This window comes from Streptomyces sp. NBC_01261 (assembly GCF_036226385.1).
Taxonomy (GTDB): Bacteria; Actinomycetota; Actinomycetes; order Streptomycetales; family Streptomycetaceae; genus Streptomyces.
Window position 1 is genome coordinate 3,485,989 of the sequence record NZ_CP108463.1, and the last position, 12,382, is coordinate 3,498,370.

Annotated in this window: 11 protein-coding genes; 3 read left to right on the forward strand and 8 right to left on the reverse strand. The window is 70.7% G+C overall.

Features of this window, described 5'->3' with window-relative positions; genetic code table 11:
• Positions 1–77: 77 nt before the first annotated feature.
• The 5 genes from OG226_RS14895 to miaA all read right to left on the reverse strand — a co-directional run bounded on the left by OG226_RS14895 (position 78) and on the right by miaA (position 6,909).
• Complete coding sequence (locus OG226_RS14895) at positions 78–1,607, reverse strand: M1 family metallopeptidase (RefSeq protein ID WP_328678096.1); 1,530 nt, start codon at positions 1,605–1,607, stop codon at positions 78–80.
• 388 nt (positions 1,608–1,995) lie between these two features.
• Complete coding sequence (locus tag OG226_RS14900; RefSeq protein WP_328678099.1) at positions 1,996–4,149, reverse strand: RelA/SpoT family protein; 2,154 nt, start codon at positions 4,147–4,149, stop codon at positions 1,996–1,998.
• A gap of 283 nt (positions 4,150–4,432) precedes the next feature.
• Positions 4,433–5,302, reverse strand: coding sequence for a diaminopimelate epimerase (dapF, locus tag OG226_RS14905; protein WP_329349209.1), 870 nt, complete (start codon positions 5,300–5,302; stop codon positions 4,433–4,435).
• A 59-nt stretch (positions 5,303–5,361) separates the two neighbouring features.
• Positions 5,362–5,862, reverse strand: coding sequence for a hypothetical protein (locus tag OG226_RS14910; protein WP_327407040.1), 501 nt, complete (start codon positions 5,860–5,862; stop codon positions 5,362–5,364).
• Between the two features lie 108 nt (positions 5,863–5,970).
• A complete protein-coding gene (gene miaA, locus OG226_RS14915) occupies positions 5,971–6,909 on the reverse strand; it encodes a tRNA (adenosine(37)-N6)-dimethylallyltransferase MiaA (RefSeq protein WP_329349210.1) in 939 nt (312 codons plus the stop codon).
• A 249-nt stretch (positions 6,910–7,158) separates the two neighbouring features.
• On the opposite strand from miaA, the gene OG226_RS14920 reads away from it, so the two are divergent.
• Both OG226_RS14920 and OG226_RS14925 read left to right on the forward strand, forming a co-directional pair.
• Positions 7,159–7,380 carry a hypothetical protein gene (locus OG226_RS14920; RefSeq protein WP_329349211.1) on the forward strand — a complete coding sequence of 74 codons (222 nt, stop codon included), beginning with the start codon at positions 7,159–7,161 and terminating at the stop codon, positions 7,378–7,380.
• Positions 7,381–7,404: 24 nt separating this feature from the next.
• Complete coding sequence (locus OG226_RS14925; RefSeq protein ID WP_329349212.1) at positions 7,405–7,695, forward strand: antitoxin; 291 nt, start codon at positions 7,405–7,407, stop codon at positions 7,693–7,695.
• Positions 7,696–8,258: 563 nt separating this feature from the next.
• Here OG226_RS14925 and OG226_RS14930 read toward each other — a convergent pair.
• The 3 genes from OG226_RS14930 to OG226_RS14940 form a co-directional block, all read right to left on the reverse strand.
• On the reverse strand, positions 8,259–8,996 hold the full coding sequence (locus OG226_RS14930) for a class III extradiol dioxygenase subunit B-like domain-containing protein (protein WP_329349213.1): 738 nt from the start codon (positions 8,994–8,996) through the stop codon (positions 8,259–8,261).
• A 117-nt stretch (positions 8,997–9,113) separates the two neighbouring features.
• Positions 9,114–10,631: a tRNA (N6-isopentenyl adenosine(37)-C2)-methylthiotransferase MiaB gene (miaB, locus tag OG226_RS14935; RefSeq protein ID WP_329349214.1), complete on the reverse strand. Its 1,518-nt coding sequence runs from the start codon at positions 10,629–10,631 to the stop codon at positions 9,114–9,116.
• A gap of 63 nt (positions 10,632–10,694) precedes the next feature.
• Positions 10,695–11,099, reverse strand: coding sequence for a MazG nucleotide pyrophosphohydrolase domain-containing protein (locus tag OG226_RS14940; RefSeq protein WP_328678114.1), 405 nt, complete (start codon positions 11,097–11,099; stop codon positions 10,695–10,697).
• 209 nt (positions 11,100–11,308) lie between these two features.
• Between OG226_RS14940 and OG226_RS14945 the strand changes: the two genes are divergently transcribed.
• Positions 11,309–12,307, forward strand: a complete 999-nt coding sequence (locus OG226_RS14945) for a TAXI family TRAP transporter solute-binding subunit (protein ID WP_329349215.1) — start codon at positions 11,309–11,311, stop codon at positions 12,305–12,307.
• The last annotated feature ends 75 nt before the right edge of the window (positions 12,308–12,382 follow it).

Consider the following 12,382-nt stretch of genomic DNA (forward strand, 5'->3'; position numbering starts at 1 on the left):
ACCCGCGCCGCCGACCCGAAGATGGTCGCACGGCGCGGATCGCCACGTCACTGCCTTATTTATTGCCCGTCACCGCCTCATTTCACCGGTGCCTGCGACTTCCAGTCCGGGTGTCCCGGCATCGGCGGGGTCTTCTCGCCGTAGAGCCAGCCCTGGAAGAAGTCGCTCAGGTCGCGGCCGGAGATCGCGGAGGCGAGTTCCTCGAAGTCGGCGGTGGTGGCCGTGCCGTCCCGGTGGATGCTCACCCAGGTGCGCTCCAGGCGTTCGAAGGCCGGGCTGCCGATCTCCTGGCGCAGGGCGTAGAGGGCCAGGGCGGCGCCGTCGTAGACGTTGGGGCGGAAGATGCCGATCTTCTGGCCGGGCGCGGGTGCCTTGGGGAGTGCGGGCGGTCCGCCTGCGGCGCGCCAGCGGTCGGAGGCCGCGTAGGCCGCCTTCATGCGTGTCTCCATCGGCCTGTGCGCCTTCTCCTGGGCGTACAGCTCCTCGTACCAGGTGGCGTGTCCTTCGTTGAGCCACAGGTCGGACCAGCCGCGGGGGCTGACGCTGTCGCCGAACCACTGGTGGGACAGCTCGTGGACCATGATCGACTCGACGTACCACTTGGGGTAGGCGGGCTCGGTGAAGAGATCTCTCTCGAAGAGAGAGATCGTCTGCGTCTCCAGTTCGAAGCCGGTGGACGCGTCGGCCATGAGCAGCCCGTACGTCTCGAAGGGGTACCGGCCGACCTTGCTCTCCATCCAGGCGATCTGGTCGGGGGTCTTCTTGAGCCACGGTTCGAGCTGCTTGGCGTCCTTGGCGGGGACGACGTCGCGCATCGGCAGGTCGTGCGGTCCGGTGCGGTGCAGCACGGCGGAGCGGCCGATGGACACCTGGGCGAGTTCGGTGGCCATGGGGTGCTGGGTGCGGTACATCCAGGTGGTGTTCCCGCCGACCTTGTCGACGCCGGCCGGCAGTCCGTTGGCGACGGCCGTGTAGGCGTTGGGGGCGGTGACCCGGATGGTGAACATCGCCTTGTCGGAGGGATGGTCGTTACACGGGAACACCAGGTGTGCGGCGTCGGCCTGGTTGGCCATGGCGAGCCCGTCCTTGGTGCGCACCCAGCCGCCGTCCTGGCCCTTGGCCGACACCGGGTCGCTGGTGTGCCGCACGGTGATCCGGGTCCAACTCCCCTCGGAAATCGCCCTCTCCGGAGTCACCACCAGATCCTCACCGGCACTGGCGAAGGTCGCGGGCCGCCCGTCGACCTCGACCGAGTCCACGGTCCCGTGCGCGAAGTCGAGGTTGATCCGGTCCAGCGTCTCGGTCGTCCACGCGTCGATGGTGGTGACGGCCTGGAGCGGCTTGCTGTTGCTGCCGGGATACGTGAACGAGAGGTCGTACGACGCCACGTCGTAGCCCGGGTTGCCCAGCGTCGGGAAGAGGCGGTCACCGACGCCCAGGGGCGTGGGCGGCGCGCTCGCGGCGACGAGGCAGACGGACACGGCGGAGGCGAGAAGCGCCGCCTTCAACCGTCGGGAGTTCCTGGTGCGCGACCGGGGAGCCGGATCACCGGAGCCGGTGCGGGGGATGCCGTTGCCGGTCGTGCCGGTGCGAGGGGTGAGCAGCATGCCCCACCGCTACCAGCGCGCGCGTGCCCCACGGCGCCGACTCGCGCCTGGCCCACTCGAACGGGGTCCTCTCGGGGGCTTACGGGGCGCTGAAACACCGGGTTTCAAGGAGCCGGGCACTCAAGTCAGCGCGTCTCAGCGGGCCGGGTCGTTCCACGCTGACGCGTGCCTCGGAGGACCGGCCGCTCGGCGTCGGCGCGTGCCTGAGAGCTTCGGAGGGCCTCACGGCGGACAAGCGTCGCGAAGCCCCCCTCCGGAGGGGGGCTCATAACGGACGCGGAACTCAACGGGACGGGGCGGACCAGGGCGAACGCGGGTCTCCGAAGATCAGGGGCCGCTCAAGCCGAACCCGCGCCGCAACGGCCCGGCAGCGCAACCCGCACCCCGCTCAGAAGGCCGTCGTGTTGTGGTGCTGTGCGCGGCTCACGTCGTAGACGCCGGGTACGTTGCGCATCGCCCTCATGAGGGTCAGGAGGTGGGCCGCGTCCGGGAGTTGGAGTGTGTAGGTGTGGCGGACGCGTTGCTGGGTCGGGGGTTCGACGGTTGCCGAGACGATTTCCGCGCCCTCCAGGGCGATCGCTTCGGTGAGGTCGGCGAGAAGATGCGGGCGGCCGAACGATTCGGCTACCAGCGTGACGCGGCACTCGGTGGTGTCGCCCCAGCGCACTCCGACTTCCGCGCGCCCCACGCTCTTCATGTGCGCCACCGCGCTGCACGCCACGCGGTGGACGGTCACGACGCCGCCGCGTACCGAGAACCCGGTGACCTCGTCAGGCGGTACGGGCGTGCAGCAGCCCGCGAGCCGTACCGTCGCGCCGGGTAGGTCGACAACTGGGGTGGCGGGGGCGTCCTCAGTGTCCAGGGTGCCCGGGGTGTCTTCGGAGACAGGGGGCGCCGAACGGACGCTCTGCGCCCCCTCGTTCGCCGCCGCGGCCGCTCCGCCGTCGCTCGCCGGGTGCGCCGCGATCCACCGCTGGATGGCGATCCGGGCGGCGGGCGTGTGCGCGTGCTCCAGCCACTCCCTGGAGGGCTCGGAGGCCGGGTCCTGGCCCATGAGAAGCTGGACGGTGTCGCCGTCCTTCAGGGGCGTGCTGAGGGTCGCCAGGCGGCCGTTGACGCGGGCGCCGATGCAGGCGTGGGCGTCCTCGCCGTACTGCGCGTACGCGGCGTCCACACAGGTCGCGCCGTCGGGCAGGCCCAACGTGCCGCCGTCGGGCCGGTACACGGTGATCTCGCGGTCCTGGGCGAGGTCCTCGCGGAGCGTCGACCAGAAGGTGTCGGGGTCGGGCGCGCCCTCCTGCCAGTCGAGGAGGCGGGAGAGCCAGCCGGGCCGGGTGGGGTCGGCGCGCTCGCCGTCGTTCGCGGCCTGTTGCTCCTCCGAAGGAGGAGCGTAGGGATTGCCGAGCGCGATGACGCCGGCCTCGGCGACCTTGTGCATCTGGTGGGTGCGGATGAGGACTTCGACGACCTGGCCGTCGGTGTGGGCGACGGCGGTGTGCAGCGACTGGTACAGGTTGAACTTGGGGACGGCGATGAAGTCCTTGAACTCCGAGACCACCGGCTTCAGACAGGTGTGCAGCTCGCCGAGGACGCCGTAACAGTCCGCGTCCTCGTTCACGAGCACCAGGAGGCGGCCGAAGTCGGCGCCGCGCAGTCGGCCGCGCTTGCGGGCGACGCGGTGCACGGAGACGAAGTGCCGTGGCCTGATGAGGACTTCGGCCTGGATGCCGGCGTCGCGCAGGACGGTGCGTACCTCGTCGGTGACCTCGGCGAGCGGGTCGTCCGTGCGGGAAGCGTTGTCGACGATCAACTCGCGTGTGTGGTCGTACTCCTCGGGATGGAGGATCGCGAAGACGAGATCCTCCAGTTCGGTCTTGAGCGCCTGGACGCCGAGCCGCTCGGCGAGCGGGATGAGGACGTCCCGGGTGACCTTGGCGATACGGGCCTGCTTCTCGGGGCGCATCACGCCCAGGGTGCGCATGTTGTGCAGGCGGTCGGCCAGTTTGATCGACATCACGCGAACGTCGCTGCCGGTGGCGACGAGCATCTTGCGGAAGGTCTCCGGCTCGGCCGCGGCGCCGTAGTCGACCTTCTCCAACTTCGTGACGCCGTCGACGAGATAGCGCACCTCGGCGCCGAATTCCTCGCCGACCTGATCGAGGGTCACTTCCGTGTCCTCGACGGTGTCGTGGAGCAGCGAGGCCGTCAACGTCGTTGTCTCGGCGCCGAGTTCGGCGAGGATCAGCGTCACCGCTAGGGGGTGCGTGATGTACGGCTCGCCGCTCTTGCGCATCTGGCCGCGGTGCGAGGACTCGGCCAGGACCCAGGCGCGGCGCAGCGGTTCGAGATCGGCGTCGGGATAGTGGGCGCGATGCGCCTCGGCGACGTGGCCGATGGCGTCCGGCAGCCGGTCGCGCGCGGCGGGACCGAGCAGGGCGGCCCGGCCGAGCCGGCGCAGGTCGATCCGGGGGCGGGCCTTCCTGCGGGGCACTGTGTTGGTCACAGGGCCTGGGGTCGCAGGGTTCGTGGCCTCCGCACTCATGGGCACCTCCGGCTGCTTGACCGGCGGACGGGTGCCCCATGGCGTACTCGGCTCAGGGGATCTTCGATCCCCCGTCCGGGCCGGTGCTTGATGCTACCGAGCCCACCACGTGCGACTGACCGCCTCTCGCCGAGCGTGAAACGGATCACCCATTCGAGCGAAGGTCGGCAGGTTTACGGTTTTGCGCCACGACATATCAGGTCAGCCGTGGTTTCCAGCCGCGTCGGACGCCGGAGACTTCGGATCAGGGTGTCCGGAGCAGCCAGGACTGCGATTCACCCGTTCAGCGGATGGCGTTTTCCAGCCACTCGGCATCGATCTCGCCCTCGGCGACGATCACCGCGGGACCGGTCATCTCGATCTGGCCGTCGGGCCGCTCGGTGATCACCAGCGTTCCACCGGGCACATCGACGGTGTACGTCGCGTGCGTTCCGGTGACGGCCGGGTCGGCGCCGTCTCTGCGGGCGGCGGCCACGGCGACCGCGCACGCGCCCGTGCCGCACGAGCGGGTCTCGCCGGCGCCGCGCTCGTGCACGCGCATGGCGACGTGTCCGAGGCCACGGTCGACCACGAACTCCACGTTCACGCCGTCCGGGTAGGCGGCCGCCGGGCTGAAGGGCGGCGCGGACAACAGGTCGCCGGCCTGCGCGAGGTCGTCGACAAAGGCGACCGCGTGCGGATTGCCCATGTTCACGTTCCGCGCGGGCCAACCGCGCTCGCCCACGCTCACGTTGACGTCCCCTTCAGGGAGGCGGGCCTTGCCCATGCCGGTGGTGACGTCACCGTCCTTGGCGATGTGCATGGACTTCACACCCGCGCGCGTGGCGATCGCGAAGTCCCCTTCGGCCACATACCCGGCCCGCTGGAGATAGCGGGCGAACACACGGGTGCCGTTCCCGCACATCTCCGCGATCGACCCGTCGCCGTTGCGGTAGTCCATGAACCACTCCGCCTCGGCCGCCATGTCCCGCGCCTCGGGATGCGCGGCGGACCGCACGACATGCAGCAGTCCGTCGCCGCCGATGCCCGCGCGACGGTCGCACAGGGCGGCCACGGCGGCCGGGGACAGGTCGATGACGTTCTCGGGGTCCGGAACGATCACGAAGTCGTTCTCGGTGCCGTGCCCCTTGAGGAAGGCGATCCGCGTGCTCATTCCTCGATCGTACGGGGTGCCTATGACAACCCGACGATCCCGGTGACGGACCTCTGCGGCTAGCGGAGCCTGGCCACGCGCCACACGGCCAGGACGACCACTACGGCCACCACCAGGGCGTACGCGATGACGACCCGCCAGTCCGGGCGGCGCCCGGAACCGCGCTGCGGGAACCCGGGCCAGGTGTAACCGACGCGGCGGGCGGCCGTCGTGCCCCAGCCGGCCGCGCAGGAGCAGATGAGCAGGCCGAGCATGGCGACCACGGCCCCGCTGTCGCCGAAGTCGAAGGCGAGCGGGAAGGCGAACATCAGGGAGCCGACCGCGGCCAGGGCCACGATGGGGGCGAGCTGCCAGATCCGCAGACGACGCTGCGGGCGGAGCTCGACCTCGACCTCGGGACCGGCGAACATCTCGTCGGGCCCGGGACCGTCGGCGGTCACGCCACCCTGGATCTCGTCCGGGCCGTCCGGGCTCAGTCGGCCGTCGGCCTCTTCCGGTTCACCAAGGTCAGCGGTGACCTGATCGATGCCTTCTGCGGTGTCGCGAGGGCCGGCCTCCATCGCCACGCGCCCTCCCAACTCGGACTCCACTTGGTCGATCGAAGCTCGATGATGGCACGCCCCCGGAGGCCGGAACCGCGGCCTGAGCGTCCCGATGCCATGACGTGATCAGGCTGTGACCGGTCGCTCGACCAACGCCAGTGCCAGGTGCGGCAGTTCTGTGAGATCCGCCGCAGCCCCACTCAACCAGTGCACCCGGGGATCGCGCCTGAACCACGAATCCTGACGGCGCGCGAAGCGCTTGGTGGCACGCACGGTCTCCGTGCGCGCCTCCTCTTCCGCGCACTCCCCCGCGAGCGCCGCGAGCACCTGCTGATAGCCGAGCGCGCGGGACGCCGTGACCCCCTCGCGCAGACCACGCGCCTCCAGCGCGCGGACCTCGTCCACGAGCCCCGCGCTCCACATCCGGTCGACCCGGCGCGCGATGCGCTCGTCGAGTTCGGGACGCCCCACGTCGACGCCGATCTGGACGGTGTCGTAGACCGAGTCGTGGCCGGGGAGGTTGGCGGTGAAGGGCTTGCCGGTGATCTCGATGACCTCCAGTGCCCGGACGATACGGCGACCGTTGCTGGGGAGGATCGCGTGTGCGGCCTCGGGGTCGGCGGCGGCCAGGCGGGCGTGCAGGGCGCCGGAGCCGCGCAGGGCGAGTTCCTCCTCCAGGCGGGCGCGGACCTCGGGGTCGGTGCCGGGGAACTCCAGGTTGTCGACGGCTGCGCGCACGTACAGCCCGGAGCCGCCGACCAGGATCGGCCAGCGTCCCTCGGCGAGCAGGGCGTCGATGCGCTCACGGGCGAGCCGCTGGTACTCGGCGACGGACGCCGTGACCGTCACGTCCCAGATGTCCAGGAGGTGGTGCGGGACGCCGTCGCGTTCCTCGGGCGTCAGCTTGGCGGTGCCGATGTCCATCCCTCGGTAGAGCTGCATGGAGTCGGCGTTGACGACCTCGCCACCTAGGCGCTGGGCCAGGAAGACGCCCAGATCGGACTTTCCGGCCGCGGTCGGTCCGACGACGGCGATGACTCGGGGGGCGGGGGGTGCGCTGCTCACGTTCCCAGTCTCGCAAACGTCGGACCCTGCCCTCGAACGAGTTACGTGACAGCACGCGCGCGGGGTCGTTGCCCGTTGCGAGGTATCCCGCCGCCGGTTTCTGGAGGCGGTGACCCGGGCGACGCAAACGGACGCACCGGGCTGCGCGGGATTTCGCCCGCACAAGTAACGTATGGAGTTGATATGGGCGTTTTTGACCGGATTCTTCGGAGGTCGAAGGCTACGGAGGAGGCGTCAACCGCCGAAGCGGTGGCCGACACGGAGACGGTCGAGGCACTGACGGCCGCAGCGGCGGACGAGGTGTCGGAGACCGAGGCGGGGGCAGGGGTCGAGGAAGTGGCGGAAGCGACGGCGACGGAGGCCATCGCGACCGGCGAGTCCGCCGACGCTGTCGGCAGCGTCGAGATTCCGCAGCAGCAGTCCGCCGAAGTGGCCGCCGACAACGAGGCCGGTGAAGGCGCCCGAACGTAACTGCCCCGCGTGGAAAGGTGAACCATGGGTCTGATGGACAGTTGGAAGGCCAAACTCGCCCCGGCGAAGGACAAGGTCTCGGGCCTCGCGCAGCAGCACGGAGGCAAGATCGAGAACGGCCTGGACAAGGCCGCGAAAATGGTCGACGAGAAGACCAAGGGCAAGTACAGCGACAAGATCCAGACGGGCACGGGCAAGGCCAAGGACGCCATGGACCGACTCGCGCACCAGGGCGACACGGGAAACACCGGAAGCACCGGGGCGGAGGGCGGCGGCACGACCACGCCGCCGGACCCGACCCCGCCGGCTTCCTGAACGGCACCTGCACATCGATCGGCGGACGGCCGCGGAGCGTTTGGCTCCTCGGCCGTCCGCCGTTTCGTGGGCCGGGGACGGGGGCGGTTCGGACGCCGGGGGAGTGGGGTCGATCCGGACTGGGGCGAGTGGTGGTGACGGTGGGCGTGGTGCGTGGGCGCTACGGCTGCCTCGGGCTCGCCCGCCGCCTGCCGACCGAGTTGCGCGCCTGCCGCGCTGTCGGCCCGCCACGCATCTGTCGTCAGCGCGACGACGTGGCAGGCGGGTGCGTGTCACGCGCTCCGGGAGCAGGCATGAGTCACCTCAGGGCGCTGGCAGAGGACCGCTTCCGCTGCCCCTCCCCCACCTAGCTCGCCGTCTCCAACCCACCCGGGGCGCAACGCATGCCACGTGGCGCACCACTCGGCCCGGCGCAACCGCACAGCGCCCCGCACGCGCGACGCCTGGATCACGCCACGGCCCCGCTGACGACGGCGGCCCAGAGCACGTCACCCCCGCCTAGGCCTCAGCCGCACCAAGCACCCCGCCCCCGCCGCCGCACGCACCCGCACCCGCACCCGCACCTACGACCAGGTAGCAACCACATACCCGACCCCGTACGGCGCGTCCTCGTACAACAACGCCCCGCCGAGGTCCGCACCCTCCGCCGCGCCCGCGAGCACCTGCCAAGGCGCACGGCCCGACGCCTTCAGTTCGTACGCCAGCTCGGCATCCAGCGCCTTGACGGCCGCCACGTCCGCCGCCCCCAGCGCACGCGCGACCTCCGCGTCGAAGGGTGCCGCCCGCTCGTCGAGATAGCCCGGCGCCTTCAGCGTCCGGCACGCGCTGGCGTCGCCCATCACCAGCAGCGCGACCCGGTCGGCCCGCGCGACGATGTCCCTCCCGGTTTGGATACACCGCTCGGCCTCAAGAGGTTCCCCCACGCCGAGTCCCTCGATCGGGGCGTCGGACCACCCGGTCCGCTCCAGCAGCCACGCCGCGACGGCGATCGAGGGCGGAAGCTCACGCTCCGACGCCTCGCCACTGTCCGCGCGCCCATCCCCGTTCCCGTTCCCGCCCAGCCGTACGGCGAGATCCACACCGAAGCCGCGGAACGAACCCCGGGTGCCCTCAGGATGCGACCCGCGCCCGCTCTGCTCGGCGGGCCCGACGACCACCAGGCGGTCGGGCCGGGCGGCGGCGAGCACGCCCAGCGCGTCGGTGCACGCGGCCCGCGCGGCGGCCAGTTCGGGCGCGGCACCTGCGGCGACATCGGGGACGAGGAGCGGCGGGCAGGGGCACACGGCGGCGGCTACGAGCATGGCCGGAACACTAACAAGGCGCCCAACAGGTCACGCGGACAGTCGACATGACCACGCCGCCGACTCGACGTCGATCCGGTATCGGCCCGGCGTCACGCTCAGCGGTGCACGACGACCTCAGTCGCAGCCGCAGCCGCTCCCCGTGGCGACGGGCAACGGCGCGGGTGCACCGATCTTCGGCAGGCCCAGCATCACGCCGGCCGGTTTGACGGCCTCGGCCGCGTTGCGCTTCTCCCAGGCGTCGCCCGCGCGCGTGGGACGCACGTCCAGGGTCGGGCCCTCGGCAAGAAGGTGATGCGGGGCGGCGTACGTGATCTCGACCGTCACGACGTCACCGGGGCGGACGTCCTGGTCCGGCTTGGTGAAGTGGACGAGGCGGTTGTCGGGGGCACGCCCGGAGAGGCGGTGGGTGGCGCCGTCCTTGCGGCCCTCGCCCTCGGCGACCATCAGCTCCAGGGTGCGGCCGACCTGCTTCTTGTTCTCGTCCCAGGAGATCTCCTCCTGGAGGGCGATGAGACGCATGTAGCGCTCCTGGACGACCTCCTTGGGGATCTGGTTCTCCATGGTCGCGGCCGGGGTGCCGGGTCGCTTGGAGTACTGGAACGTAAACGCTTGCGCGAAGCGCGCCTCGCGGACCGCGTGCATCGTCTGCTCGAAGTCCTCCTCGGTCTCCCCGGGGAAGCCCACGATGATGTCGGTGGTGATCGCGGCGTGCGGGATGGAGGCGCGGACCTTCTCGATGATCCCCAGGTAGCGCTCCTGGCGGTAGGAGCGGCGCATGGCCTTGAGGATCGGGTCGGAGCCGGACTGCATGGGCATGTGCAGCTGCGGCATCACGTTCGGCGTCTCGGCCATCGCGGCGATGACGTCGTCGGTGAAGTCGCGCGGGTGCGGTGAGGTGAAGCGGACACGCTCCAGGCCCTCGATCGCGCCGCACGCCCGGAGCAGCTTGCTGAAGGCCTCGCGGTCGCCGATGTCGGAGCCGTACGCGTTGACGTTCTGGCCGAGCAGCGTGATCTCGGAGACGCCCTCGCCGACCAGGGCCTCGATCTCGGCGAGGATGTCGCCGGTGCGGCGGTCCTTCTCCTTGCCTCGCAGCGCCGGGACGATGCAGAAGGTGCACGTGTTGTTGCAGCCGACGGAGATCGACACCCAGGCCGCGTAGGCGCTCTCGCGCCGGGTCGGCAGCGTCGAGGGGAAGGCCTCCAGGGACTCCGCGATCTCGACCTGCGCCTCTTCCTGGACACGCGCGCGTTCCAGCAGGACCGGCAGCTTGCCGATGTTGTGGGTCCCGAAGACGACGTCCACCCAGGGCGCCTTCTTCACGATGGTGTCGCGGTCCTTCTGGGCGAGGCAGCCACCGACGGCGATCTGCATCCCGGGGCGCTTCGTCTTCATCGGGGCGAGCCGGCCGAGGTTGCCGTAGAGCCGGTTGTCGGCGTTCTCACGCACGGCGCAGGTGTTGAAGACGACGACGTCCGCGTCCCCGTCCGAACCCTCGGGCGCACGCACATAACCCGCGCCCTCCAGGAGACCGGAGAGCCGCTCGGAATCGTGAACGTTCATCTGGCACCCATAGGTGCGCACTTCGTACGTCTTGACGTCCACTGCCCCGCTCCGGTCACCGCTACTCATGTGACAAGGGTAGGCGGTGCCGGGAGCGACTCTTCCGACGGCCGAAAACCACCGTGCCTCACGTCACTCGTCGCCCGCGCTCCACCCCTGCTTGCGCAGCACCCCGGAGACGTCCGGCGCCTCGTAGTACTCCCCCTTGAGCACCTTGCCGTCGGCCCGGCGGGCGATCTCGCCGTCCGGGCCGATCTTGGTCATGTTGGCGCGGTGGATCTCGGCGATCACCGCGTCGAGGTCGAAGCCGTGGACGAGGGCCGTGCCGTACGCGACGTAGACGACGTCGGCCAACTCGTGCGCCAGCCGGTCCAGGGGGCCGCTCACGGAGACCTCGGTGACCTCCGCGGCCTCCTCGGCGAGCAGTTCGCCCCGGTGGGCGGCAAGGTCGGGAGCGACCTCGGTGGGCGTGGTGCGGGCGTCGAGCCCGAAGGCCAGGTGGAATTCGCGGACCAGGTCGGCGGGCGAAGAACTCATGCGACGACCCTAATGGCCGCCACTGACATCCCCGGACCTCAAGGGTCTGTCGGGCGGATCCGCTCGCGGCCCCGGGGCGCACGCACTCCGGTCGCACGCGCCAACCCCCTGTCACCCGCGCCGATCAGGCTCCGCCCCGATCCGCCGCACGGTTCCGAGCCCCACCCTGCCCTGGTCAGCACCGCGCGCGGACTGGCAGGATCGCGCGCATGCTCAAGCTGTTCTCCCGTATCAGCAGGCGCCGGGCCCTCCAGGGCGTGGCCGCCGGCTTCGTCGCGTTCGGGCTGTTGCTGTGGTGGCTGCTGCCCCTGGGCGACGAGCCGCCGACCGGGACGATCACCTTCAGCACCGGGACCCGGCTGGGGGTCTACCAGGAGTACGGCAAGCTCCTGCGCGCCGAGTTGGGCAGGGACATGCCGGGCCTCACGGTGAAGCTGGTGAACAGCGACGGGTCGCAGGAGAACGTCGCGCGCGTGGCGACCGGCCATGCCGACTTCACCATCGCCGCGGCCGACGCGGTGGGGACGTACGAGATGGAGGGCAAGCCCGGTGCGGCCGGGCTGCGCGGGGTCGCGCGGCTCTACGACGACTACGTACAGCTCATCGTGCCGCGTGACTCGGACATCGACTCGGTCAACGACCTGCGGGGCAAGCGCGTGGCCATAGGGCCGGACCGCTCGGGTGTGCGGCTGATCGCCGACCGGGTGCTCACGGCGGCCGGCATCGACCCGAAGAAGGGCGTCGAGCCGGTGGCGGCCGGTATCGACACCGGACCGGATCTGCTCAGGCGGGGCAAGATCGACGCGTTCTTCTGGTCGGGCGGGCTGCCGACGGACGGACTGAAGGACCTCGCCAAGAACTACGCGTTCCGGTTCGTGCCGATCGAGGCGACCCTCGTGGCCAAGATGCACGAGCAGGGCGACGCCACCCGCTACTACCGCGCCACCAACATGCCGGAGTCGGCCTACCCCACCATCCAGCGCGGGTCCACCGTCCCGACCATCGCCGTGTCCAACCTGCTGATGACCCGCGAGGACGTGAACGCGAGGCTCACCGAGTGGATCACCAAGACCGTGATCAAGAGCCGCGACGGCATCGGCAAGCAGGTCCACTCCGCACAGCTGGTGGACCTGCGCACGGCGATCTACACCGACCCCCTGGCCCTGCACGAGGGCGCCCGACGCTACTACCGATCCGTCAAGCCGTAGAACCGGATCTCAGGGCCTCAGGGCCCGCCACAGGCCCTGGACACCGCCCGCTCGGGCTCGGGGACCTCGGGGACC

Excerpts from the sequence above, each read along its gene's own strand:
- OG226_RS14925 (WP_329349212.1), top strand. The coding sequence starts at position 7,405 with ATGGGTCTGATGGACAGTTGGAAGGCCAAACTCGCCCCGGCGAAGGAC.
- OG226_RS14940 (WP_328678114.1), bottom strand. The coding sequence starts at position 11,099 with ATGAGTTCTTCGCCCGCCGACCTGGTCCGCGAATTCCACCTGGCCTTC.
- OG226_RS14945 (WP_329349215.1), top strand. The coding sequence starts at position 11,309 with ATGCTCAAGCTGTTCTCCCGTATCAGCAGGCGCCGGGCCCTCCAGGGC.
- miaB (WP_329349214.1), bottom strand. The coding sequence starts at position 10,631 with ATGAGTAGCGGTGACCGGAGCGGGGCAGTGGACGTCAAGACGTACGAA.
- OG226_RS14895 (WP_328678096.1), bottom strand. The coding sequence starts at position 1,607 with ATGCTGCTCACCCCTCGCACCGGCACGACCGGCAACGGCATCCCCCGC.
- dapF (WP_329349209.1), bottom strand. The coding sequence starts at position 5,302 with ATGAGCACGCGGATCGCCTTCCTCAAGGGGCACGGCACCGAGAACGAC.
- OG226_RS14910 (WP_327407040.1), bottom strand. The coding sequence starts at position 5,862 with ATGGAGGCCGGCCCTCGCGACACCGCAGAAGGCATCGATCAGGTCACC.
- OG226_RS14900 (WP_328678099.1), bottom strand. The coding sequence starts at position 4,149 with ATGAGTGCGGAGGCCACGAACCCTGCGACCCCAGGCCCTGTGACCAAC.
- OG226_RS14930 (WP_329349213.1), bottom strand. The coding sequence starts at position 8,996 with ATGCTCGTAGCCGCCGCCGTGTGCCCCTGCCCGCCGCTCCTCGTCCCC.